Origin of the sequence: Haematospirillum jordaniae, assembly GCF_001611975.1 — a bacterium.
Taxonomy (GTDB): domain Bacteria; phylum Pseudomonadota; class Alphaproteobacteria; order Rhodospirillales; family Rhodospirillaceae; genus Haematospirillum; species Haematospirillum jordaniae.
In genome coordinates this window covers 121,010-144,285 of record NZ_CP014525.1, presented here as the reverse complement: position 1 = coordinate 144,285, position 23,276 = coordinate 121,010, and the positions used below count along the sequence as shown (strand labels likewise).

The 23,276-nt window shown below is 55.4% G+C and carries 22 protein-coding genes and 1 pseudogene; 8 read left to right on the top strand and 15 right to left on the bottom strand.

Annotated features, from left to right (window positions below):
* Positions 1–6 precede the first annotated feature (6 nt).
* Positions 7–1,284 carry a D-alanyl-D-alanine carboxypeptidase gene (locus AY555_RS00675; protein ID WP_066132088.1) on the bottom strand — a complete coding sequence of 426 codons (1,278 nt, stop codon included), beginning with the start codon at positions 1,282–1,284 and terminating at the stop codon, positions 7–9.
* Positions 1,285–1,672: 388 nt separating this feature from the next.
* On the opposite strand from AY555_RS00675, the pseudogene AY555_RS12325 reads away from it, so the two are divergent.
* The 4 genes and pseudogenes from AY555_RS12325 to clpA all read left to right on the top strand — a co-directional run.
* Positions 1,673–2,377 (top strand): annotated as a pseudogene (locus AY555_RS12325) (hypothetical protein); the annotation flags it as partial.
* Positions 2,378–2,434: 57 nt separating this feature from the next.
* On the top strand, positions 2,435–3,019 hold the full coding sequence (locus AY555_RS12065; protein WP_066132082.1) for a phasin family protein: 585 nt from the start codon (positions 2,435–2,437) through the stop codon (positions 3,017–3,019).
* A gap of 444 nt (positions 3,020–3,463) precedes the next feature.
* A complete protein-coding gene (gene clpS, locus AY555_RS00655) occupies positions 3,464–3,790 on the top strand; it encodes an ATP-dependent Clp protease adapter ClpS (RefSeq protein WP_066132076.1) in 327 nt (108 codons plus the stop codon).
* A gap of 79 nt (positions 3,791–3,869) precedes the next feature.
* Entirely contained in the window at positions 3,870–6,176 is a 2,307-nt protein-coding gene (gene clpA, locus AY555_RS00650; protein WP_066132074.1) for an ATP-dependent Clp protease ATP-binding subunit ClpA, read from the top strand.
* 73 nt (positions 6,177–6,249) lie between these two features.
* Here the strand turns inward: clpA and AY555_RS00645 are convergent, their stop codons facing one another.
* From AY555_RS00645 to AY555_RS00625, 5 genes are all read right to left on the bottom strand, one after another.
* Positions 6,250–7,419 carry a porin gene (locus AY555_RS00645; RefSeq protein ID WP_066132071.1) on the bottom strand — a complete coding sequence of 390 codons (1,170 nt, stop codon included), beginning with the start codon at positions 7,417–7,419 and terminating at the stop codon, positions 6,250–6,252.
* A 259-nt stretch (positions 7,420–7,678) separates the two neighbouring features.
* Positions 7,679–8,380 carry a RadC family protein gene (gene radC / locus AY555_RS00640; RefSeq protein WP_066132067.1) on the bottom strand — a complete coding sequence of 234 codons (702 nt, stop codon included), beginning with the start codon at positions 8,378–8,380 and terminating at the stop codon, positions 7,679–7,681.
* A gap of 4 nt (positions 8,381–8,384) precedes the next feature.
* A complete protein-coding gene (gene map / locus AY555_RS00635; RefSeq protein WP_066132064.1) occupies positions 8,385–9,191 on the bottom strand; it encodes a type I methionyl aminopeptidase in 807 nt (268 codons plus the stop codon).
* A gap of 25 nt (positions 9,192–9,216) precedes the next feature.
* The gene (sfsA, locus tag AY555_RS00630; RefSeq protein ID WP_066132061.1) at positions 9,217–9,936 is read right to left on the bottom strand and encodes a DNA/RNA nuclease SfsA; all 720 of its coding nucleotides are present in this window, start codon (positions 9,934–9,936) and stop codon (positions 9,217–9,219) included.
* 9 nt (positions 9,937–9,945) lie between these two features.
* Positions 9,946–10,866, bottom strand: a complete 921-nt coding sequence (locus AY555_RS00625) for a methyltransferase domain-containing protein (RefSeq protein WP_066132057.1) — start codon at positions 10,864–10,866, stop codon at positions 9,946–9,948.
* Between the two features lie 166 nt (positions 10,867–11,032).
* Here AY555_RS00625 and AY555_RS00615 point away from each other — a divergent pair, with 166 nt between their 5' ends.
* Together AY555_RS00615 and grxC are read left to right on the top strand one after the other, a co-directional pair.
* Positions 11,033–11,785, top strand: coding sequence for a ComF family protein (locus tag AY555_RS00615; protein ID WP_066132051.1), 753 nt, complete (start codon positions 11,033–11,035; stop codon positions 11,783–11,785).
* Positions 11,786–11,889: 104 nt separating this feature from the next.
* Positions 11,890–12,153 (top strand): glutaredoxin 3, encoded by a 264-nt coding sequence (gene grxC / locus AY555_RS00610; protein ID WP_066132049.1) that lies wholly within the window; start codon positions 11,890–11,892, stop codon positions 12,151–12,153.
* Positions 12,154–12,183: 30 nt separating this feature from the next.
* On the opposite strand, the gene AY555_RS00605 is transcribed toward grxC, so the two are convergent.
* The 5 genes from AY555_RS00605 to AY555_RS00585 all read right to left on the bottom strand — a co-directional run bounded on the left by AY555_RS00605 (position 12,184) and on the right by AY555_RS00585 (position 16,735).
* Entirely contained in the window at positions 12,184–13,113 is a 930-nt protein-coding gene (locus AY555_RS00605) for a histone deacetylase family protein (RefSeq protein ID WP_066132046.1), read from the bottom strand.
* A 157-nt stretch (positions 13,114–13,270) separates the two neighbouring features.
* On the bottom strand, positions 13,271–14,320 hold the full coding sequence (locus tag AY555_RS00600; RefSeq protein ID WP_066132044.1) for an MBL fold metallo-hydrolase: 1,050 nt from the start codon (positions 14,318–14,320) through the stop codon (positions 13,271–13,273).
* Between the two features lie 26 nt (positions 14,321–14,346).
* Complete coding sequence (locus tag AY555_RS00595; RefSeq protein ID WP_245176928.1) at positions 14,347–15,267, bottom strand: TIGR01459 family HAD-type hydrolase; 921 nt, start codon at positions 15,265–15,267, stop codon at positions 14,347–14,349.
* Positions 15,248–16,324: a quinone-dependent dihydroorotate dehydrogenase gene (locus tag AY555_RS00590; RefSeq protein ID WP_066132041.1), complete on the bottom strand. Its 1,077-nt coding sequence runs from the start codon at positions 16,322–16,324 to the stop codon at positions 15,248–15,250. Before AY555_RS00590 ends, AY555_RS00595 begins: the two co-directional genes overlap by 20 nt.
* A gap of 9 nt (positions 16,325–16,333) precedes the next feature.
* Complete coding sequence (locus tag AY555_RS00585; protein WP_066132039.1) at positions 16,334–16,735, bottom strand: DUF952 domain-containing protein; 402 nt, start codon at positions 16,733–16,735, stop codon at positions 16,334–16,336.
* Between the two features lie 188 nt (positions 16,736–16,923).
* On the opposite strand from AY555_RS00585, the gene AY555_RS00580 reads away from it, so the two are divergent.
* Positions 16,924–17,691 carry an NAD kinase gene (locus tag AY555_RS00580; RefSeq protein WP_066132036.1) on the top strand — a complete coding sequence of 256 codons (768 nt, stop codon included), beginning with the start codon at positions 16,924–16,926 and terminating at the stop codon, positions 17,689–17,691.
* A 75-nt stretch (positions 17,692–17,766) separates the two neighbouring features.
* A complete protein-coding gene (corA, locus tag AY555_RS00575) occupies positions 17,767–18,750 on the top strand; it encodes a magnesium/cobalt transporter CorA (RefSeq protein WP_066132033.1) in 984 nt (327 codons plus the stop codon).
* Between the two features lie 299 nt (positions 18,751–19,049).
* Here corA and AY555_RS11990 read toward each other — a convergent pair whose 3' ends face one another.
* The 4 genes from AY555_RS11990 to AY555_RS00560 form a co-directional block, all read right to left on the bottom strand.
* Complete coding sequence (locus tag AY555_RS11990) at positions 19,050–19,688, bottom strand: MFS transporter (RefSeq protein ID WP_209315837.1); 639 nt, start codon at positions 19,686–19,688, stop codon at positions 19,050–19,052.
* Positions 19,598–20,134, bottom strand: a complete 537-nt coding sequence (locus tag AY555_RS11985) for an MFS transporter (protein ID WP_209315836.1) — start codon at positions 20,132–20,134, stop codon at positions 19,598–19,600. Before AY555_RS11985 ends, AY555_RS11990 begins: the two co-directional genes overlap by 91 nt.
* A 260-nt stretch (positions 20,135–20,394) precedes the next feature.
* The gene (der, locus tag AY555_RS00565) at positions 20,395–21,897 is read right to left on the bottom strand and encodes a ribosome biogenesis GTPase Der (RefSeq protein WP_066132030.1); all 1,503 of its coding nucleotides are present in this window, start codon (positions 21,895–21,897) and stop codon (positions 20,395–20,397) included.
* A gap of 26 nt (positions 21,898–21,923) precedes the next feature.
* On the bottom strand, positions 21,924–23,273 hold the full coding sequence (locus tag AY555_RS00560) for a PQQ-binding-like beta-propeller repeat protein (protein ID WP_066132028.1): 1,350 nt from the start codon (positions 23,271–23,273) through the stop codon (positions 21,924–21,926).
* Positions 23,274–23,276: the final 3 nt, after the last annotated feature.

Sequence of the window (23,276 nt, the reverse complement as noted above, 5' to 3'; positions counted from 1 at the left end):
TCGGATTCAGGGGGTCATGGCGACTTCAACAGGCCCTGGGCTGACAACAGCACAGCGAAACGCCTTCTTTTTTAGAGCATTACAGGCATTGCGGGCGTGGCGTTCCGTATCAAAGCCAATAAGCCTAGCCCGGTACAGCGGATTCTTTGATCCTGCCGACGAAGCTGGAACGACCAAAGGAATACCACCGCTCCCCCTTTTCAGGGCAGAGGCCGCTCTCTTGGCTTCTTTGTCAGCGCTTTCCATGCCCTTGAAAGCACCGACTTGTATGCCCCAAGTTTCCCCCGCAGCGCGTTGGCTTGCTATGTCTTTCCGCTTGTTCTGGCGATTCTCGCCAGCTTGTCCCTTTTTATAGGATGCTGGGACAGCTTGGCTCTGTGCAGATACCCTGTATTCGTCGGCGTGGTTGCTGTCAGCCTGTGCCCTTTGGTACGCGTGCGGTGACATGACTCCAGCTGAAAGAAAGCTTTTGTCCAGAAGGTCCATCATATGGCGATCCCGCGCCATAGCGGTTCTGCCGCCAATTACAACGCCGACTAAGGACACGTGTCCACGACGTGCAGAGGTTGCAACATTAAAGCCCGATGCGTTGATATAGCCCGTTTTCAGCCCATCGGCGCCATCATAGTTCTTCAGGACCCGGTTGTGGGTTTCCAGCGTGGCTCCAGCATAGTCAAAGCTCTGCACCGAGAAATATTTATAGTAGGACGGAAAGTCACGCTTTAGCGCGACAGAGAGCTTCATCAGATCCCGTGCCGTAGAAAACTGTCCTCTATGAGGCAGGCCAGAAGCATTGCGGAACACAGTTCCAGTCATGCCCAGTGCTTTTGCTTTTTTGGTCATCATGGCGGCGAATCCGCTTTCTGTGCGGCCTAGGTGTTCCGCGACCACAACAGCAACATCGTTGGCTGACTTGACCACAAGCGCTTTTATGGCGGATTCCACAGCAATGCTTTGCCCGACTCTCAGGCCCAGCTTGCTGGGAGGTTGGCGCACTGCCCTCTGAGATGCTTTCATGCTGTCGTTGAGTCTGAGCTTCTTTTTCTCAATAGATTCAAAAAGAAGATACAAGGACATCATTTTGGTGAGGGATGCGGGGTAAATACGGGCATCAGCGTTGGTTTCATGGATGACTCTGCCTGTATCGGCATCAACGACGATTGATGCATACGTCCGTGCAGACGCATTTCCGGAATGCCCCGATACCATGACCAAAAGGACCAAGGCAGGCGCCATTACCCGTACAAGCCGTTTCATGTCCAGGAAGGTGCGGGCTGCGTACACTGGATATCCCCATGTTGTTCAGGATGTTCGGGCAGGAATGACAAGGCAGTTCCACCCGTACAATAAGAAAAAGCAGAGGCAGTGTCCACACAGGTGGGGGGAAGATTTGTCTGCTGCCGATATTCTGTGTGGACAAGCATGGGTGAGGGGTTGTTGACCCGGTTGTGAAAATAACCTGATAACGAGGGCGCCTGCTGCGTTTTGGCACCGTAGTGGCCCGGGAGTCTTTGTCTGTGTTGCTGATCTCTGGTGGAAGGTCTGCCAGGGGCGTGCAGTCGGAAAAGCAGATGACGTTCCGGGGGTGTTCCGTGTCAGTCCTGCTTGGGACAAGTGACATGGCCGTTCTCAGTTTTTGTCATCGGCTATTCCCGTGAGGAGCAAAAGTATCATGACCACCAGCAAACCGTCTTCCCCCGCCTCTCGAAAGGCGTCATCGCGCAAGGGGGCGCGCAAGGTTTCTCCTCGCCCGTCCTCCATGCCCATCCCGAAGGCTCCCCTTGCTTTTGCCCCTTCCGTTGGAGCAGCCTCCGGCCTGAAGCCAACACCGCCCCTTGGCCGTCCGTTCTCGCCTCTGGTGCGTCCTGTGGGCTCCTTATCTTCGTCTTTGACACGCCCGACCACGCCGCTGTCCCGTCCTGTAGGGACGCCGGCCAAGTCTTCGGCTTCGGGTAGTACTTCGTCCTCTTCGACGTCGACTGCGGCCAAGCCTGTGAAGAAGAAGGCTGCTCCCAAGAAAAAGGCGACAGCCAAGAAGGCCACAGCCAAGAAGGCGACGTCCTCTGCCAAGTCTGTGACAAAGTCTGCGACCAAGAAGGCGACTACGGCCAAGAAAGCAGCCGCTTCAACAACGGCTAAGAAGGCTGCGACCAAGAAAGCCGCTGCCAAGAAGGCCACGGCCAAGAAGGCAACAACCGCTCGCAAGACGGTAGCCAAGAAGGCCACGGCCAAGAAGGCAACAACCGCTCGCAAGACGGTAGCCAAGAAGGCCACGGCCAAGAAGGCAACAACCGCTCGCAAGACGGTAGCCAAGAAGGCCACGGCCAAGAAGGCAACAACCGCTCGCAAGACGGTAGCCAAGAAGGCCACGGCGAAGCGTTCGCTGCTGTCGGCTCGCTCGGTGCGCAAGACATCGGCCAAGAAGCGTCCATCAATGGCCGCTAAGGCAAAAACTCCGGCAAAGAGGGCTGCCCGTTCGGGACGTACCTCGGCCAAGCGGGCTGGCTCTTCAGCCAAGTCCGGGAAGAAAGCCTCTGCGAAAGGCCCGGGGGCGTCCGGAGCACTTGCAGCATCTTTTTTCCCGGGGCTGACGGCTCAGTCGGCATCGGCTCCGCTGCGTGCGGTGTCCTCGGCCCTGTTACGTTCCTTTTCCCCTGCCTCCACCAAGGATGGCAGGGGGGGGGTCCGGCAGCGTCTTGCCGGACTGTCCAAGGATGGAGCAGGGCATCTGGATGCTGTTCTGGAGGCTGGAACGGCCTTGGTAAGTGGATGGCGCCAGATGACAAACAATGTGCTGGGAGCGACTAGGACATCCTTTGAAAGGAGCCTTAGTCACTCCCGTCGCATGGTTGGTGCGAAAAGCCTTCAGGAGGCTATGACAATCCAGAGCAGCTGGCTTCGTCATGGTCTTGATCAGGCCTTGTCTGAAGGGGGGCGGGTGTCCAGCATGTCTGTGAAACTTCTGGGAGAGGCTGTACGTCCGCTGGTGGGGCGTGCGGCCATTCCGGGGCGGTCATAGTTTTTCTGACGCATCTTAGTTCCCTTTGAGCGGGATTTGGTCTATCGGTACAAGATCTGGTTGCCATTTCCCGGTTGTATGGTGGTTGTATCTGTAGTGCCGTTCCATTTAAGGGAGCCCCCGCGGAATCGCCGGGGCTCCTTGTCCTTTCCAAGCAATTTCGTTTGCCATCAACAGGATCGTTGTTTTATCCTCACGGGGTTGTGACATGGGGTATCCCTCTATGAAAGCGGTTAGAAAAGCGGCCAGGATCAAGGAATACGGGCTGTTCCGCTTCTCCCTAGTGCTGATGGCCCTCCCCCTCCCCAACGCTTGCCTAGGGGCCTATAGTGGAGGTGTCAAAGGCGTCCACAGTACGCGGGGCGTTTGCGATTGGTGCCGTCTGGCCTAGAATCGTGGCACGAGCTTTGAGGGTCGTAACGGAAATAGGTCAATGGGACTGCCATGAGTGAGTATGGTCACGATGAGGATCGCGACAGCGGTACGGGGCTGGCTATCAAGGTCAAGCCACGGGTTCGCAAGCCGCCGATGTACAGGGTGTTGATGCTGAATGACGACTATACCCCGATGGAGTTTGTCATTCATGTTCTGGAACGGTTCTTCAACAAGGGCCGGGATGAGGCGACAGAGATCATGTTGAGTGTGCATCACCGGGGTGTAGGGGTGTGTGGCGTGTATACCTACGAGATTGCTGAGACCAAGGTTGCCTTGGTTATGGATCTTGCTAGGCAGCACCAGCACCCGTTGCAGTGCACTCTGGAGAAAGACTGAGTGGTTCGGGGTCTTTTTCTTCCTATCCAGACAGATGTGCTGTCCGGGCGTGTGGCATACAGGATAAGGGGTACGGTCAATGCTGTCCCGCAATCTTGAGAAGACTCTTCACAAGGCACTTGCTTTCGCAGGTGAGCGCCATCACGAGTATGTCACGCTGGAGCACCTGCTTCTGGCTCTGTGCGAAGATACTGATGCCATGGCCGTTATGCGGGCCTGTGGCGTGGATCTGGATCGCTTGGCCAGTGACGTGCGTGCCTTTGTCGACGGGGAACTGGGCGGGCTTGTTGCCTCCCATCCCGGCGAGCCAACACCGACCACAGGGTTCCAGCGCGTTGTACAGCGCGCCGCCATCCACGTTCAGTCATCCGGTCGCGAGGAAGTGACAGGGGCCAACATTCTGGTGGCCCTTTTCTCCGAGCGGGAGAGTCATGCGGTCTATTTCCTCAGGCAGCATGATATGACCCGGCTTGATGCTGTGAATTACATTTCGCATGGCATAGCCAAACAGCCTGGTCTGTCTGAAACCCGTACCGTGCATGGCGCCGACGACAGTGCGGCCGAGGAGGACGTGGTGAAAAAGGGTCACGAAGCGCTCGAGGCATACTGCGTCAATCTCAACCGTCGTGCTGCTGAGGGGAAAATCGATCCCCTGATCGGCCGCGAAGCCGAAGTGGAAAGAACCATACAGGTCCTGTGCCGACGCTCCAAGAACAACCCCCTGTATGTCGGGGATCCCGGTGTCGGGAAAACCGCTATTGCTGAAGGGTTGGCCCGGCGGATTGTGACCGGTGATGTGCCTGAGGTTTTGCGTCCTTCTGTGATCTTTGCCTTGGACATGGGGGCGCTGCTTGCAGGAACCCGTTACCGGGGTGACTTTGAGGAACGCCTGAAGCAGGTCATGAAGGAACTGGAGAGCCTTCCGGATGCGGTCTTGTTTATTGACGAGATCCATACTGTGATCGGGGCGGGCGCAACCTCGGGCGGGTCTCTGGATGCTTCCAATCTGCTCAAGCCGGCTTTGGCATCCGGGGCGATTCGTTGTATCGGCTCGACAACTTACAAGGAGTTTCGCAGCCACTTCGAGAAAGACCGGGCCTTGGTGCGCCGGTTCCAGAAGATCGATGTGGCAGAACCCAGCATCGAAGATGCCATCAAGATCTTGCATGGTTTGAAGCCGTATTACGAAAAGCATCACAATGTGCGCTATACGGCCGAGGCCATTCGGGCGGCGGTTGAGCTGTCGTCCAAGTTTATCGGCGATCGCAAGCTGCCCGACAAGGCCATCGATGTGATCGATGAGGTTGGTGCTGCGCGGATGTTGCTTCCGGAAAGCCGGCGGCGCAAGACCGTGACCCTGCGTGATGTCGAGGAGATTGTTGCCAAGATTGCCCGGATCCCACCCAAGTCGGTTTCCACCGATGACCGTGAGGCTTTGCGCAATCTGGAACGTGACCTGAAGACCATGGTGTTTGGTCAGGATAATGCCATTGAGGCCCTGTCCAGTGCCATCAAGCTGGCGCGGGCTGGCCTGCGCGATGCGGAAAAGCCGATTGGGAACTACCTTTTTGCCGGACCGACGGGTGTTGGTAAAACGGAGGTTGCCAAGCAGCTATCCCGTTCTCTGGGGATCGAGCTTTTGCGCTTCGATATGTCGGAGTACATGGAGCGTCACTCTGTGTCCCGCCTGATCGGTGCACCTCCGGGGTATGTCGGTTTTGACCAGGGTGGCCTGCTGACGGATGGTGTCGACCAGCATCCGCACTGTGTGCTGCTGCTTGATGAAATTGAAAAAGCGCATCCGGACCTGTTCAACATTCTTTTACAGGTTATGGATCATGGGAAGTTGACAGATCATAATGGGAAGACAGTGGATTTCCGTAATGTGATCCTGATCATGACGACCAACGCCGGTGCCCAAGATTTGGCCAAGAACGCCATTGGTTTTATGCGTGACAGTCGGGAAGGGGATGACAAGGAAGCAATTGAGCGCCTGTTTACGCCCGAATTCCGCAATCGTCTGGATGCAACTATCTCGTTCGGTTCCCTGCCGATGGAGGTGGTGGAAAAAGTGGTCGACAAGTTTGTTATGGAACTGGAAAGCCAGCTTGGTGAGCGTGATGTGACGATTGAGTTGACCGCAGAAGCTAGGCAGTGGTTGGCCAGCCGGGGTTATGACCGCCGGATGGGTGCACGTCCACTGGGGCGGGTGATCCAGGAATTCATCAAGCGTCCGCTGGCCGAGGAGCTGCTGTTCGGTCGCCTTGCTCACGGTGGGTCGGTGATTGTCAGTATACGTGACGATATACCTGCCTTCGATATCTCTTCGTCTACGCGCAAGGGGGGCCCGGCTTCGGATACAACGCGGGAGCCTGCCTTGGCCTGATATGTGTATTCCCTATAGATCAAGAAAAGGGCGGCACATGCCGCCCTTTCCGTTGCAAACGTAAAACGCCCGATCAGAACGCTAGGGAGAGCCCGGTTGCTGCGACCCATCCGCTGTTCTTGTCGATCGCGGCGGTAGAGCCTTTTTTCTCGAATTTGACGTGGCCGACGCCGCCAACCAGCATCACGCCCGGGCCCATCTTGTATTCCGAGGTCAGCTGAACCGTGCGGGTGTTGCTGACATCGTTGGTTTGGGTTGTGGCATTATATCCCGCACCGTCGTCAAACCGCGTATTGGCATATGCAATGGCAACGCCATACGGGCCATTGTTATATCCAACGCCGGCTTCCCAGGATGTGGCATGTACATTGTCTTTTGTCTTGTCGGCTTTTTTGCCTTCAATCAGGCGGTATCCACCACCGACGATAACACCGGAATATGACATCTGCAGACCGGCCTGGTATTCGTTGGCGCTGTCAACGTCTTTGCTATCAGCGGTGGCCCAGCCAATGTCAGCTTTGAGATCAAGCCCGCCGAAGTTGTTTTCGTACCCAATGCCAACGCCATACATTTCCATAGTGTTGGTGCCGTTGGGCTGGGTCGGGTTGTGCTTCAGCTTTTTATCTGCGTCGTCTTTTTCTGTTCCATCCGGAACATAGGATGCCCCGAAGGTAAAGCCAGCAACAGACGGGGAAACATAGCTGATGGATTCATTATCGTTATGGCTGTTAACGAGGGTGGCGATGCCTCCGCTTACGGACTCTGGCTTCAGGACCCATACGCCCGTTGCCAAGTCACCATCGGCAAGGCCTGCACCCAACAGGCGGTCGCCCATGTGCGGAGAACGGTTGGCAATCATGGCTAGGGCCAAGTCACCAGTTCCGGCAACAATGGTACCGAACGAACCGCCGAGAGAAATGCTGTAGTTATCAACAGCCTTCTTGCCTTCGTCGGTGCCACCAGCTTCCAGCTCGTACTTGACCGATACGGTCAGGCCATTATCCAGCGTGGTTGCAGCCTTGAAGTGGATTTCGTTGTCACCCTTGACGTCAACAGCGGAGACTTCGCCGCCTTTCCCGGCATCACGCAGGGCCTTTTTGTATTCACTTTGTTGGGATGCATATCCGGTAAAAACAGACCCAAAACCACCGATAGACAGTTTCAGGGGTTCAGCAGCTGATGCGGCGCCAGCCAAGGTAGCGGCGGCAACAAGGGCGCTGGTTCCGATAAGGAGCTTTTTCATGCTCTTCTGATGTCCCTATTTACAAAAGTGTGTGGCTCAAACCTGCCTAGTTGCTGATGCCCTGTTTCTTTGCAGGCATGCAACGCGACCATATTAAGGAATATGAGGCGTGGGAAGGTCAACTGCTGATATGCAGGCCAAAAGGCAAATCAAGGGCAGTGTGTCTTTTTCATGCATGCATGTGATAAAAAAGCAACGAACCTATTGGTTCTAGGTGAAATATATCAATGTTTTGATGATATTTTCGTGTAGTACAGATTTAAATAAGGCCATCGGATTTGAAAGAGCAGTATCCGGTCCGGGCGATGATGACGTGATCGTGCAGCACAACGCCCAGCGGACGTGCTGCATCCCTGATTTGGTGAGTGATGTCGATATCAGCTTTTGATGGTTGGGGGTCGCCGCTGGGGTGATTGTGCACCATGATCAAAGCACTGGCACCCAGTTCCAGAGCGCGGCGTATGACCTCTCTTGGATAAACGGGGGTATGGTCAATGGTCCCCTTTTGCATGACTTCTTCTACGATCAGGCGATTCTTGCGGTCCAAGAACAAAACGCGGAAGCATTCTGTTTCACGATGGGCCATGGTCGCGTGGCAATAGTCCAGTACACGGTCCCATGATGCTAGAACTGGTTTGTCGAGAATTTCCTCTCTCAGCATCCAAGTTGCTGCAGCCGATGCAGTTTTTAAGGCCACCGCACCGGACTCACCGACCAAGGCAACCAGTTGGTCCGGCTCTGCAGACAAAACGCCGCCAATACTGCCAAAGCGCGCCAGAAGTCCCTTAGCCAGAGGTTTGACATCCCGGCGCGGAATTCCAAGGAATAGAAGCAGCTCCAAATACTCATAATCCTTCAACGAGTCAGGGCTTTCAGCTCGTGTGCTGGCTAGGAAGCGTTCTTTCAGCCGCTGTCGGTGGCCGCTGTACTCGTTGGCCGGGGGAGGAAGTGTGTCGGACATGATCTTAGGAATAGGGTGGGCAATGCCATCCTTGTGGTGACACGGTGAAAATTTCACAACCATCAACCGTAACGCCGATGGTGTGTTCAAACTGTGCGGACAGCGAACGATCCCGGGTTACCGCCGTCCATCCGTCGGGCAATACTTTGGTTGGGGCTTTTCCCGCGTTGATCATGGGTTCTATGGTGAAGATCATACCTGCTTCCAGCATCATGCCGGTTCCGGGTTGGCCGTAATGCAACACGCTGGGTGCTGTGTGGAACTGGGTGCCGACACCATGCCCGCAGAAATCAGTGACAACCGAGAAGCCATTCTCGTGCGCCCATGTCTCGATTGCGTGCCCTATGTCGCCAAGTGTAGCACCGGGGCGGACAACCTCGATGCCACGCATCAGGCATTCATAGGTTATTTCGACCAGTTTTCTTGCCTTGACCGATGGTTTGCCCACGTAATACATGCGGCTGCTGTCACCGTACCAGCCGTCCACAATCGGCGTGACATCAATATTGATGATGTCACCGTTGGCCAGTTTCTTCTTTTCGTCCGGGATACCGTGACAGACAACATGATTGACCGATGTGCAGACCGAACGTGGAAATCCCCGGTATCCAAAAGGTCCGTTTTTCAGTCCCCGTTCCTGTGTCCAAGCGACCACCAGATCATCTATGTCTGCGGTTGAAATGCCGGGTTGGATGAAGGGGGTTAGGTAATCCAGAAGGGCAGCTGCCGTTTGGCCAGCCTTGCGCATGGCGGCAAAGCCACTGGCATCATGCAGTATAACGGTGTTTTCAGAACGGCGGGACGGTGACATGCAGGCTTTCCTGGCAGTGAGTAGGTTACAGAGCAACGGGCAAGGGGGTCGCCAGATGGATGGCCGACGGCGTTATGGTGCAGGTGTGGCACAAGATCTCAACGCCGGCTGCCGTGGCCTGTTGCAAGGCGGCAGCGTAGTGCGGGTCGATGTCACCGGCAATGGAAAAGCGGACCAAGCCATCGTGTTCCCTTTGTATCACATAGAGCATAACCGCACGATTTCCGGCCGCGACCATTGCGCTCAGTTCATCCAGATGCTTGGCCCCGCGTGCGGTGACGGCATCGGGGAACAGGGCTGTTTTCCCGCCTGTCCCTGTATCGCGGAACAGGGTGACGTTTTTGACTTCAACGTAGCATGGTGGCTTGGTTGTGCTTTCAAGCAAAATATCAATACGGCTGCTGCGTCCGTACTTTACTTCGCGGCGCAGAGTTTCGTATCCGCCCAGCTGAGGGATCAGTCCGGCCTGTATGGCTTCTGCGGCCAACGCGTTGGGATGACTGGTGTTGACGCCAACAAGGGAACCGTCCACCCGGATCATTTCCCATGTGTATTTGAGCTTGCGTGCTGGATTGTCGGCAGGGGACAGCCAGACCTCAGACCCCGGGGTGCAGCATCCCGACATGGATCCTGAATTGGCTGTATGCGCCGTGACGACAGAGCCATCTGCCAGTGTGATATCGGCCATGAACCGCTTGTACCGCTTGATCAATGTGCCGCGAATGAGAGTGTGTCCAAAGTGCATCGGCGCACACTATCCTTTCCCCGTGGTGTCGTCGAGCCCGCAGACGGTGGCCCCCAAGGCTTCGGCCAGGCTGTGGGTTGCTGTGCCGGGGCGCAGTGCCTTGGGCTGGGTGGCAGCCGGTGCCCATCCCGAAACCCAGACGATCTGGAATGTTGCGGTCAGGCGCCCGGTATCATTCGTAAACATCCTTTCATACCGTTCCGCCGCACGCAGTAAGGTTTCCCGGCGCGAGAAGGTCTGGCGGCGTTCTATCAGGATGTTGCTCTCCCCCATACCTTGCAGGTCTTTCATCAACTTCAGTGCTGAATCGTACGTAACCGGGATTGTATCGCAGTCAATCACGGGCAGGGCAAAGCCGGCACGTTGCATCAGCATGCCCATGTCACAGATATCCACAAACGGCGAGATGCGTGGGGAGGCACCGCCTTCCACCTCGCTCTCGGCTTCCAGAAGGCATTGGCGTAGCTCATGCAAGGTATGCCCCCCGAACAGGGCCGCCAGAAACAGTCCGTCGGGCTTCAGGGCCCGGCGTATCTGAACTAGGGTACCGGGCAGGTCATTGACCCAGTGCAGGGACAGGGATGACACGACCAGATCCAAGCTGCTCTCGGCAAAGGGCAGGGCTTCCTCGTCGCATCCCAGAATGCGGGCTTGTTGGTGGCATCCCCGTTCCAGCATGCCTTTGGCTGCATCTGTCGAGAAGACCTGCTGTGTTCCTGCGCGTCGGGACAGTGGTTGTGACAACATGCCGCCATGGCTTCCCAGATCAACGATGGTCGGGAAGGCCCGGTTCACGTCATCCAGCCGTTCGATCAGTCGGTTTCCGACCTCTTCGAACAGGAAGGAAAAATCATCCAGGGAACGCGCTACCCGATTCTGGTGCTGGCGCAGGGCTTGCCGGTCAAAAATGACAGGGGTGGAAGTATGCATGCCGGCAAGACCTTTCCTTGTTATCGGAGCAAGAGTAGCGGTTTTTCTGCGGGCGGGGATAACGGTCCTGTTTTTTCCCGTCAACGGGGCGACCAGAAAAAGTTCTACAAGGGCCGTATTGCACGATCGTATAGTCCATCTTGGATTGATTTTCTTGCCGTGAAGAATGACCATAAAGATTGATCGTTTCTTTTATCCCGTGCGCCTTGCCCTGGATATCGTCCTTCCGCCGCGCTGTTTGCGCTGTGGTGTCGTGACGGGTACGTCTCACGGGGTGTGTGCCTCCTGTTTCGGAACGATCCGTTTCCTTGAGGCGGCAACCCAGTGTTCGCGATGCGCCATGCCTTTCGAGAGTCTTGCACAAGGTGGGGAGCATTCTTGTGAACCAGACCATGACCGTATTCTGGACAGGGTGCGGGCAGCAACACTTTATGACGATGGAACCCGTTCCATGATTCTCGCTTTCAAACATGCTGACCGAACGGATATGGCGCGTGGGTTGGCGGCGTGGCTGGCACGTGTATCTGCGGACATGCTGCATGAGGCTGATCTGGTCATACCGGTACCATTACATCGCTGGCGCCTTCTGTGGCGGCGTTATAATCAGTCGGCCCTTCTGTCCCGTGCCCTTGTCTCTTTTCAAACCCGTGCCCTGTATTGCCCGGTTTCGTTGCGGCGTGTGAGGGCAACGCGGACCCAAGGGCATTTTGATCGTATCCAGCGCCATAACAACGTTGCAGGGGCGTTTCATGTTGCTTCGCGGTATAGGGCCAGGCTTGCCGGGCGCAGGGTATTACTGGTCGATGATGTCATGACAACGGGGTCAACATTGCGTGCTTGTGCCTCTGCTTTGAAGGATGCCGGAGCTGGCCCGGTTGATGCCGTCGTTCTGGCCCGTGCCATGGGGCCGGGGTTATAATGTTGCAGTGCAAGCGATGTTGCGTACCGCGCTGCTTGACTGCATACTGTTATCAGAAGGCCGGCTATGTGTGTCCGGTGGTGTTTCAGGCGGAGTTTCGGCTCATGAGCGTGCATATCGAGATCTATACGTGGCCCCACTGCCCTTATTGTCACAGGGCCAAGGCTCTTCTCGATGCGAAGGGTGTTGCCTATACCGAGATTGATGTTTTGGACAACACAGCAAAGCGCGCAGAGATGGAGCAGCGGTCAGGGCGCCGTACCGTTCCACAGATTTTCATTGGCGGTACGCACGTCGGCGGGTGTGATGATCTGCATGCGTTAGATGAAAAAGGTGGCCTTGACCCGATGCTGGCTCAAGCCAGCTAGATTGTGTGGGGCGGTGTCACCGGGGCCGCCCTAGTTTTCCATCAGGACCCTGATATGCGCTGCAGCTGACGAGGCCGTTGCAATCAGGTCGTAGCCTCCCTCTAGAACAGAGATGATGCGTCCGCCGCACAGGCTGTCGGCAACAGCCATCAGTTTGCGGGTTGCTTCGGCATAGTCCTTGACGGTTAGCTTCATGTTGGCCAGAGGGTCGCGCCCATGCGCATCAAACCCTGCTGAAATGAACAGAATGTGCGGTCTGAAATTTTTCAGGGCCGGTATAATGCGGTTATCCAGCGCCTCCATAAACACGGTTCCGTCCGATCCAGACGGAAGAGGGCAGTTGACGATATTGTTGTGTGCCCCTGTTTCTTCTGCGCTTCCGGTGCCGGGATACAGGGGGAACTGGTGTGTTGATGCATAAAACGCATCAGGATCATTCCAGAAAATGTCTTGGGTGCCGTTCCCGTGATGAACATCCCAGTCGATGACAGCCACTCTTCCAAGACCGTGTATGCTCCGGGCTTGCATGGCCCCGACAGCGACATTGTTGAAAATGCAAAATCCCATGGGCTGGGTTCTGGTCGCGTGGTGGCCGGGCGGGCGGACGGCAACAAAAGCATTGCGGGCCTGCCGGGCAACCACGGCATCAACGGCTGCACAGACACCCCCTGCGGCACGCAGCGCAGCTTCACCGCTTTTTGGTGACAACGGTGTATCACTGTCGATGGCATAATATCCCTGCTTGGGGATATGGCTCATAATGTCGTCGATATAAGACTGTGGGTGTACGCGGGTTAACTGCTCTAGGGTAGCACGTGGCGCTTCTTCGCGGTGCAGCATAAAAAAATCCTCACTTTCGAGGATCTGGAGAACACTGCGCAAGCGATCAGGGTTTTCGGGGTGGTAGCCTCCGGTTTCGTGCTCGAGGCAATCATGATGCGATACCAAGAGAGTCGGCATCAACCACTCCATCTCGTAGCAGATTAGGATCGGCAAGCCGTTAGTATATCTACCACAGGCTATGCTCCTTGTTATTAGTATAAGAGAGCGGCGCGAAGCCTGCCATGCCGATTTTGTACTAGTGTCGGCTTATGGAATGCAGTGCTGGATTCAGGTGTTATTTTGTGCGTCGCACTATGAAACGGTCAATGTGGTCCACTCCACGTATTCGCTCTAGGGCGTTTTCTTGTTCCAAGAGATGAATGTGGGCAATGGCCTCTCCCACAGCAAAGAGCAAGCCGTGTTCATCCAGAGGATGCCGGAAGAGAACGGGAAGAAGATCCGCTGCACTGCGTGGTGTGTCTTGACAGGCAGAAAGGCAGTCTTCAAGGCGGTCTTTGTGGTGTTGCAGAATGGCGTCAATTCTTCGATGCAGACCACGGAACGGGAGTCCATGGCTGGGAAGAACCAAGGCTGTGTCCGGAACCAGATCCTTCAGGGCTTCTAGGCTATGCCGATATAAAACCAAGGGATTGGCATCTGGTTCATTGGGCCAGACACTGATATTGGGACTGATGCGGGGTAAAACCTGGTCTCCGGCAATCAGGATATTTTGTGTTGGACAGTAAAGACAAGCCATCTCTGGAGAATGGCCTTGTCCGATGATAACATCCCACGCGTACGATCCGATCATGAGCGTGTCGCCATGCCTGATGCGGTTAAAGCGTTTGGGAACAGGTGAAACCCGCCGGGAAAGGGTATTGCCCCGTTTTTCGACACGATGAATTTTTTCCGGATTCAATCCTGCCCGGCGATAAAAGTTGGCTTGGTTCTCTGAGAACGCCTCGGACGTGTCACAGGACAAGATAACCCCCATTGCCCATTCGGACAGGGTTGTTGTCAGGGGGGCATTGAAGCGTTGGCACAGCCAGCCGGCCAATCCCATATGGTCGGGGTGAAAATGTGTACATAGCAGTTGCCGTACGGCTTTACCTGCCAGAGGCCCGTCCAGCAGTTCGTCCCAGATGGCTTGGGTTTCGTCTGTAGCAAGGCCTGTGTCAACGATAGTCAGGTCTGCATCCACATCTTCTAGGACCCACAGGTTTATGTGATCAAGGGCGAAGGGTAGAGGCATCCGGGCCCAGAGCAGCCCATCTCCGACATTCTGTACTTTTGACGGTGCTGGCGGATCTATCCAAGGATACTCCAGAGGGGATAACGCATGCATGACAAACCATCCCTTTTTGTCTTTGACTACCAGATAAAACCAGCCAAGGCGGCCGCTGGACGAACGCCATGGCGGGCAGCAAGGCGCGCCATACGCAGGGGATCAGCGGGTTTCCCGTAGGCACCGCCGACTTCATCAGCGTGAATGCCGCCCGTTACCCATAGTCCGTCGATGCTTGCTGCTGCTGCACCGGCCATATCCGTTTCAAGGGAATCCCCGATTGTGCAGACGCCAGTTGATGGAAACCCCATTTTCTCCAGACATAACCGATATACGGCAGGATCAGGCTTTCCTCTCCAGATAACCGTTCCCCCGTATTCAATATAGATATCGGCCAGAGCCCCTGCGCACACGATGGCCTTACCCTGTCGGATGACGGTCCTGTCCGGGTTGGCGCATACCATCGGCAGCCCGGCTTGCACGCCCTTGGCCAGTATGGCCCGGTAGTGATCAGCGTTGTCATCCAAGCTGACCGGGCCAGTGTTCATGATGAATGTGGCGTGATCCAGGTCTGTCAGTACAACGCCAGTCTCTTCATAAATTGTTAGATCCCGTTCTGGCCCCATATGGAAGCATGCGTTCCCCAGTGCCGCAAAAGCTGGGTCCTTGCGGGTCAGAAGAGCATGATGCACAGCATCTCCGGATGACAGGATATCGTCATACAGATCACGGGGGATTCCCATGGTCTCCATCTGGGCTATCAGAGCAGAGGCACGTCGTGGCGCATTGGACAGAAACATCACACGTGCCCCCGTGGCCCGCAGTTGACGTAAGGTCTCGGCTGAATGGGGATATGCCGCGACCCCGTCGTGAATTACGCCCCACAGATCCAGAATAAATGCGTTCCATAGCCCGGATGCGGCGCGTAGGCCGGGAAGTTGCAAGGGAATATACAGACCGGAGCGACCGGATGATGGTTCAGGTGTGTCAGGAATGGTGGTCGGCACCAACAGCCTCCGCAACAGAATGAAAACCTTCGCGCTTTGCCAGAAGAAGCAGATCGTCCCTGATCTGCTGGACCAAGGATGGCCCTTGGTAGACCAAGGCGGTGTATAGTTGTATGAGGGAAGCCCCTGCCTTTATTTTTTCCCAGGCATCAGCGCCACTGCCAATGCCGCCAACCCCTATCAGGGGAATGCCTCCCTTGGTCAGGCGGTACATACGTCGCAGCAAGGCTGTTGAGGCAGTGCGGAGCGGACGGCCGGACAATCCACCCGCCTCATGACGAGCCTGTCCCGTCAGCGTATCCGGACGTGCCAGTGTCGTATTGGCGACAACCAGTCCATCAATACCATTATCGCAGGCCAAGGCTGCAAGCTCGACTTCATCCATTTCCTCAAGGTCAGGGGCAATTTTGAGCAGCAACGGGGTCGAGTTCGTATCCTGCTCCAAGGTGCGTTGCACGCTGCTGACAATGTGTTCCAGATGCTTGCGTTCCTGCAGCGCCCGCAATCCCGGTGTATTCGGGCTTGATACATTGATGACCAAGAAGTCAGCCAAGCCGGCAAAGGCTGCGGCACCTTTTACGTAATCATCAGCCGGATCAGTTGTATCCTTGTTCTTACCTAGGTTGACACCGATCAGTCCGTGAAGTGTTTGCTTACCCTTTCGCAGGCGTGCCAACCTTTGTCTGACAACGTGCATGCCATCATTGTTGAACCCCATCCGGTTGATGATAGCCCCATCTTCTGGAAGCCTGAACAGGCGTGGTTTTGGATTGCCATCCTGTGGGCGGGGTGTGACGCCACCAATCTCTACAAAACCAAATCCCATGCGCAACATGGCATCGGCGACTTTGCCGTTCTTGTCGAATCCTGCGGCCAGACCAACGGGATTGGGAAAAGTCCGATTCCAGAGAGACACAGCCAGCTCTGGTTGAGACGGTGGCGTGAAGAGCGGGATCAAGGGCGATTGCATAGCAAGTATTGCTATGCGGTGCGCCTGCTCCGGGTCCATTCGTCCCAGAAGTGGAGCAGCAACACGGCGGTAGAGATCAAGCGGCATCAATGCAAATCAAGACGAGGCCAAGATAATTTCGGTCGGGAATATAAAACGTAGGTTTTCGTTCAGTGGAAGATCCCATGTTTCTTGCACGGCCTCGATCGGAAGAAGACCGTAGAGATGTGGGTAGAGTTCAGGTCCCTCCATACGTACGGTCCCGGCCAAGCGGTCGCGGTCAATGCGTAGCAGCATCAGTTCAGATGTTTCGGAGAACCAGCGTTCCGCCGTTCCCATAACTTGGGCTGCGGTTGACAGGTGGATAAACCCATCGGCCCGGTCGGTGGGAGACCCTTCGAAAAAGCCCTCACGGACGGCTTGGCGCCACTGCTCGGGCAAAATCAGGCGATACAGCCGTTGTGGGGATCGTGTGTCGTGTTCAGGGCGCAGATCGCGTCGAGGATGTGTATAGCTCATGGTTGAGAACTGTACCTCAAGAGCCCCGGATATCGAAAGCAACTTTTGATCTTGTCTTGCTGAGTTGCAGGTAGGCAGAATGTTGCGCTTGTGATGGAGAGCGGGCGGCGGGTAGGCAAGGGAATGCGGCTCGATTATACTGACATCCCCGTGTTCCCTGTGTTGTCTGTTGCCATCAGCGAGGCTTTATGGCGTTTGGTTCAATCTGCTTCACCGCTGCTGCTACCTCTGCTGCTGAAGAAGCACTAGAGCGCCTTTGTCAGCGCTATGGTCAGGTTCCTGCGGATCGGGCTGATGTTATTGTGGCCTTGGGGGGGGATGGTTTCATGCTGGAAACTATGCACCGCCATATGGCATTGAAAAAACCGATCTATGGCATGAATCGGGGAACGGTCGGCTTTCTGTTGAATGCGTATGCCGAGCATGGGCTGGAGGAACGCTTGGCAAAGGCGACCTGCGTCCAGCTGTTCCCTTTGGCGATGACGGCGCTGACCAGCCAAGGGGATACCCTGCATGCCCTTGCAATCAACGAGGTTTCAATGCTGCGTCAGACGCGTCAGGCAGCCAAGATTCGTATCAGTGTAGACGGAAAGGTCCGTTTGCCGGAATTGATCTGTGACGGGGCGCTGGTGTGCACATCGGCAGGTTCAACCGCCTATAATCTCTCTGCACATGGCCCCATTCTCCCTATGGGATCAAATGTCATGGCCTTGACACCGATTTCAGCATTCCGCCCTCGGCGCTGGCGTGGTGCTGTTCTTTCTCATCAGGTATCCCTTGACTTTGACATTATAGAAGGCGAAAAGCGCCCGGTCTCGGCTGTGGCCGATTATACCGAAGTGCGCGATGTCATAAGGGTCTCCGTGCGCGAGGATCGCTCTATCGTATTACCTGTTCTGTTTGATCCCGAGCATAACCTTGAGGAAAGAATTTTATCTGAACAGTTCACAGGGTGATATCACCGTGCATATAGATGGTTCCCCCGGTGGGCGGGGCGGCGTATAGAGAGGGATCGCTGACAGGGAGTTGCCATGCTGACCGTCTATGTGCCAGGACCGGCCGGTCTGTATTCCTTTCCTCCGGCTCCGGGGCTTCCGGTTCCGCCGGAAGTGGTGTGGATTGATCTATACCAACCCGTAACGGCCGAGGTTCATCGAGTCGAGCAGGCTCTTGATATTGCCCTGCCAACCCGGGAGGAAATGCAGGAGATTGAGGCTTCCAGCCGGCTGTACCAGGAAGATGGCGCTGTTTTCATGACAGCCGTTGTGCTGGCCCAGTCTGATACGGAGCATCCGGAAACAACAGCTGTGACCTTTATTCTGTCCGGCGAGCGACTGGTGACAGTGCGCCACGCTGAACCCAAGCCATTCCGGGCCTTTGCCACACGTGCCAGCCGGCAGCAGGGATTGAAGACCGGCGACGTGATATTGGTAAATTTGTTGGAAACAGTCATCGAGCGTGCGGCCGACATTCTGGAACGTGAGATGGCCCGTGTCGATGCCATATCCTCCGAAGTTTTCAATCACACACCAACCGGGCAGAGGCGGGTAAACCAGGCTGAAAGCCGTGACTTTCAGGATATTTTGCGCGATATCGGCCAAACTGGTGACGTTGCATCCCGTGCGCGTGAAAGTTTGATGTCGATTGGCCGACTTCTGGCGTTTCTGGATCAGGGATTGCCCAGTCAGGGGCAGGAAGCCAGGGCCCAAGTCAAGATTATGTGGCGCGATGTGCAAAGCCTTCTGGATCATGCCACCTTTCTGGCTGGCAAGATCAGCTTCCTGCTGGATGCAACCCTTGGCATGGTGAATATCGAGCAGAACTCGATTATCAAAATCTTCTCCGTTGTCTCTGTTGTTTTCCTGCCTCCGACCATGATTGCCAGTATCTATGGCATGAATTTCGAGCTGATGCCCGAGCTGAAGTGGGCACTGGGGTACCCGTGGGCATTATTCCTGATGCTCATGTCGGCGGTTGTGCCCTTCCTGTACTTCAAGCGCAAAGGCTGGCTGTAGTTGTGGGCAGGCACAAGTGCTAGTCGGCGTATCCTGATGTTCCGTTGGGGTACTGGCATAAGATCGGTGTGGCATCTGTGTTCTGAGTAAGCAGGCTATGGCCATAACACAAGCCCCGGTCAAAAGTGCGAAACCTCCGTTCCAGCCAAATATGTCGATCGTGTACCCCATCATGGCATTGGCTGCGACAGATCCGCACAAATAGCCAAAGAGACCTGTAAAACCTGCTGCCGCTCCGACAGCTTTCTTGGGCACCAGTTCCATGGCGTGTAATCCTATTAGCATGACAGGGCCATAAATCAAATCAGGAAGCCGATAGCCAGAAACGCCGTCATTTCAATGTAGGGATTCTGGCCTGTACCGAGCCACTGCACAAGAAGTGCGCAGAGAATCAGGGCCATGAACAGGATGCCGGCTGGTGCTCGTTGTGCCGAGAACAGCCGATCTGATATCCAGCCACAGAGCAAGGTGCCGGGAATACCAGCCCACTCGTATAGGAAGTAAACCCATGAAGAGACTTCAACATCAAAGTCTCTTGTTTCTTTCAGATACGTCGGCGCCCAATCCAGAACTCCGAACCGGATCAGGTGTACAAAAACGCTTGCACCTGCAAGCCACCACAGCATGGTATTGGGGATGAAGTGCTGTCCAATAACCATACGAAAAGACATTTTTTGTTCTGGCCGGTGAGGTGTTTGACGACCATTGCTATAATCTTCTACGGATGGCAATCCACAGGACTGTGGTGTATCGCGCAGGGTCAGGGTTGTGAAGACAGCAATAACGAACGCAAACCCGGCCGGTACATAGAAACCGGCATGCCAGTCATTGAACCAGCCCATACCTGTCAGGAATAGAAGCCCCAGAAGGCCACCGCCGATATTGTGTGTGCTGCATTCCAGACAGACACGATCAGCCCACGCTTTGACTGTGGCCACCAGTGCACAATGGTGCGACCACACGGTGCCCATCCCATGCCTTGCGCCCATCCATTGGCAAACAAAAGAATACACATCATGGCAATGCTTGATGTTGCCCAAGACGCATATCCCAGTATGAAGACGATAGTAGCGGACAGAAAAAGCCCAAGTGGCATGAATAGGCGGGGATTAGAATGATCGGAAACAGCACCCATCAAGAACTTAGATAGTCCATAGGCAACAGATAGACCTGAAGCAGCTATTCCTAATTCGCCGTGGGAATACCCTTGCTCTATCAGATACGGCATGGCTAGGCAGAAGTTCTTGCGTACCAGATAATACCCAGCGTATCCGATGAAGATGCCAGAGAAGATTTGCCATCGCAGCCGCGTGTAGAGGGAAGCAACGTCACGGTCAGGTAAGGGGGCGGCGTGCGGTGCCGGGGCCGGCGCATTCAGCGACATGGGGGCCAATCCTTATTCCGTGGTATATGCCTTGCTTAAGGCGATGAAATTGCAGAAAGATGCACAATTTTTTGTAGTTTTATGTTTGCAAATACATCTTTATTACACGGAATGATAATCCGGTAAGTAGATTATCATTCGTGATTAAAGTTTATGATTGTATACGTAGGCATCTGAATTAGGGTGCTATGGGGACACAAAAAAAACAGCCAGATCAATTGAATGACCTGGCCGTTCTGGTGCCCAGCAATGTTCACACCTTACTTTTTGTCAAACGGGTTATCCCGTTTGCGCAGGAAAATTCTGATCGGTACACCCTCTATCGCGAATGTCTCCCTCAGACCGTTGACCAGATAGCGCATATAGCTATCCGGCAGTTCATCAGGCTTGGATGCAAAAATGGCGTAGGTTGGGGGGCGTGTTTTGGCTTGGGTCATAAAGCGCAGGCGAATCCGTCGCCCCTGTTTGGACAGGGGTGTCGGGTGGCGTTCGGTCATCTCCGCCAGCCAGCGATTCAGCTTCGATGTAGTGACACGTGTGTTCCAGACCCGATGAATAGCAAATGCCGTTTTCATCAATTGATCCATCCCGCGACCCCTTAAGGCGGAAATTGTCAGGGTCGGAATACCCCGAACCTGCGGTAAGGACTTTTGCAGGCGATCATCAAGCTGTTGCAGGGCTTCTTGACGGTTATCTACGGCATCCCATTTGTTGACCGCGATGACCAGAGCTCGCCCCTCATCAATGACCATCCTGGCAATCGTCAGGTCCTGTTTTTCCAGTATGGCGTTGGCATCAAGCATCAACACCACAACCTCTGCCATACGAATGGCGTTGAGGGTTTCTGCAACGGACAACTTTTCTAGGCTGTCATCGATGCGGGCGCGCCGACGTATGCCTGCTGTATCGACAAGACGGATGCGCCGTCCTTGCCATTCCCAGTCTATTTCGACAGAATCACGCGTTATACCAGCCTCGGGGCCAGTCAGCATACGTTCCTGTCCCAGCAGCTGGTTGATCAAGGTTGACTTGCCGGCATTCGGGCGTCCGACGATGGCCATCTGCAAGGGGCGATCCGGCCGGCCAGGTTCTTCATATGGCTCCAGTTCTTCTTCTTCGGCGTCAGCATCCGAAACGGCGGGAGCGCATGAGTTATCATCGTCATCGCTGGCCTCATCACCTGTGTTGTCACCGTCTGTCGTGTCATCGGTTTCTCTGACGATGGATGCCAACGGGCCTTCACCATCCTCTGGTGGTTCTGCTCCGGCTTCGCGGGCAAACGGCAGGAGAGCCTGGAACAGCTCCAGCATACCTTCGCCATGTTCAGCTGACACAGCAACAGGTTCGCCAAGGCCCAGACTCCAGGACTCGTAAAGCCCCGGTGCGCCGGCCTTGCCCTCGCATTTGTTGGCACACAAGATAACAGGGGTGGGATGTTTGCGTAAAAGGGCAGCAAAGTGGGCATCCAAGGGGGTTACCCCGGCCCGGCTGTCAATCAGGAACAGCGCGATATCAGCCTCATCAAGAGCGGCTTCTGTTTGCGCCCGCATCCGCCCTTCCAGGCTCTCGTCCGTGCTGTCTTCCAAGCCTGCTGTATCGATAACCATAAAGTCCATACCAGCAAGGCTGGCTTTATGGACCTTGCGGTCACGGGTTACGCCCGGCATGTCATGAACAATAGCCAACCGTCTGCCGACCAGACGGTTGAACAGCGTGGACTTGCCGACATTGGGGCGGCCAACAATGGCAACCGTAAAAGTCATGATAAAATTCGTACTTTCCAGAAAATTCAGCGAACGCAGACGACATCCCCGGCATCGGTCAGGAAGTAAAGTGCTTCATGTGCGACAGCAGGAGACAGGGATATACCGGCAGGCATATCCAGATGGCCTATGACGGACCCGTCATAGGGATTTATGCTGACTGCCTTGCCATGTGATCCTGCAAGGACAAGACGGTCAGAGGCCAGTACGGGGCCAGCCCATGTGATCCGCCCCTTTTTGTCTTCAGGGTCTTCCCACAGGTCAAGGGAGGTGATCCATGCGATCTTTCCATTTCTTGCATCAATCGCGACCACTTCAGCATCCAAGGTGACAGCAAACAGCCAGTCTCCTGCAAGCCAAGGCTGATGCAGGCCCGCCATCGACAGTTCCCATGCGCGTTCCCCTGTTCGCATGTCTATTCCGGTCAGAAGCCCGGAATGACCCAGAACAAAAATGCGGGTTCGATCAATCACCGGACGAGCTGCGATGGCTGCCAGCGTGCCAGTTGCATCGGTGCGCCGTGTCGCCACTACGCTGTCTGCCCATAGGGCTGCTCCCGTATCCGTACGCAAGGCCACAACTTCGCCGCTGGTGAAGGGGAAAATTCCGACGCCGCCCACGACCGCCGGAGCAGCAGCCCCCAGAACCGATGTATTCTCCTCAACCCCCGAGTATGTCCACACAATGGATCCGTTCTCTTCGGAAAGAGCAATAGCCTTATTGTCCAGCGTTGTGACAAAGACACGACCGTCGCTGACCGTTGGACCAGCCCGCATCGGGGCCGGGACGGACCGCCGCCAGATTTCTTCACCGTTGTCTGCCCTCAATGCAATAACGTCAGCAAATCCGGTCGTGACAAACAGCCGCCCATTGTTGAAGGCTACGCCGCCACCCATCAGGTAGCCGTCATCCTCGTGATCAGGGGTCAATGCCTTGTCCCACAAGGTTTTGCCGCTTTGGGCGTTGAGCGCTGTCACTACACCCGAGGTATCAATGGTATAAACGGTATCGTTCGCAACGACGGGTTCTCCCATCAGGCGGTCCCGTCGGCCTGAACCACTGCCTATGGAGCGAATCCAAGCAACCTTTGGTGATGCTGATACTTTCATGTGCTGCATGGCGTGGTGGCTGTACCCGCCCTGCTGCGGCCATTGTGCATTGTCTTCCGGGGCGGGCAGCCGAATGGATGTAGCCAGGTCCGGGTCATGTTTTAGAGAACGTTCATGCTCTAGGACAGAAATGCGGGTTCCAGGCACAGGTGGTTTCACATCATCCCCGAACCAGCTGTCACCCGAGCAGGCAGATAAGCCGGCAGAGAGGGTCATGATGCAGAGTACACGAACAATAACGGTGCGGGCGTTGCGGTTTCGGGCCATGAA

Coding starts and splice junctions, on each gene's coding strand:
- AY555_RS12065 (WP_066132082.1), top strand. CDS start 2,435: ATGGCCGCTAAGGCAAAAACTCCGGCAAAGAGGGCTGCCCGTTCGGGA.
- clpS (WP_066132076.1), top strand. CDS start 3,464: ATGAGTGAGTATGGTCACGATGAGGATCGCGACAGCGGTACGGGGCTG.
- clpA (WP_066132074.1), top strand. CDS start 3,870: ATGCTGTCCCGCAATCTTGAGAAGACTCTTCACAAGGCACTTGCTTTC.
- AY555_RS00645 (WP_066132071.1), bottom strand. CDS start 7,419: ATGAAAAAGCTCCTTATCGGAACCAGCGCCCTTGTTGCCGCCGCTACC.
- radC (WP_066132067.1), bottom strand. CDS start 8,380: ATGTCCGACACACTTCCTCCCCCGGCCAACGAGTACAGCGGCCACCGA.
- map (WP_066132064.1), bottom strand. CDS start 9,191: ATGTCACCGTCCCGCCGTTCTGAAAACACCGTTATACTGCATGATGCC.
- sfsA (WP_066132061.1), bottom strand. CDS start 9,936: ATGCACTTTGGACACACTCTCATTCGCGGCACATTGATCAAGCGGTAC.
- AY555_RS00625 (WP_066132057.1), bottom strand. CDS start 10,866: ATGCATACTTCCACCCCTGTCATTTTTGACCGGCAAGCCCTGCGCCAG.
- AY555_RS00615 (WP_066132051.1), top strand. CDS start 11,033: ATGACCATAAAGATTGATCGTTTCTTTTATCCCGTGCGCCTTGCCCTG.
- grxC (WP_066132049.1), top strand. CDS start 11,890: ATGAGCGTGCATATCGAGATCTATACGTGGCCCCACTGCCCTTATTGT.
- AY555_RS00605 (WP_066132046.1), bottom strand. CDS start 13,113: ATGCCGACTCTCTTGGTATCGCATCATGATTGCCTCGAGCACGAAACC.
- AY555_RS00600 (WP_066132044.1), bottom strand. CDS start 14,320: ATGCATGCGTTATCCCCTCTGGAGTATCCTTGGATAGATCCGCCAGCA.
- AY555_RS00590 (WP_066132041.1), bottom strand. CDS start 16,324: ATGCCGCTTGATCTCTACCGCCGTGTTGCTGCTCCACTTCTGGGACGA.
- AY555_RS00585 (WP_066132039.1), bottom strand. CDS start 16,735: ATGAGCTATACACATCCTCGACGCGATCTGCGCCCTGAACACGACACA.
- AY555_RS00580 (WP_066132036.1), top strand. CDS start 16,924: ATGGCGTTTGGTTCAATCTGCTTCACCGCTGCTGCTACCTCTGCTGCT.
- corA (WP_066132033.1), top strand. CDS start 17,767: ATGCTGACCGTCTATGTGCCAGGACCGGCCGGTCTGTATTCCTTTCCT.
- AY555_RS11985 (WP_209315836.1), bottom strand. CDS start 20,134: ATGTCGCTGAATGCGCCGGCCCCGGCACCGCACGCCGCCCCCTTACCT.
- der (WP_066132030.1), bottom strand. CDS start 21,897: ATGACTTTTACGGTTGCCATTGTTGGCCGCCCCAATGTCGGCAAGTCC.
- AY555_RS00560 (WP_066132028.1), bottom strand. CDS start 23,273: ATGGCCCGAAACCGCAACGCCCGCACCGTTATTGTTCGTGTACTCTGC.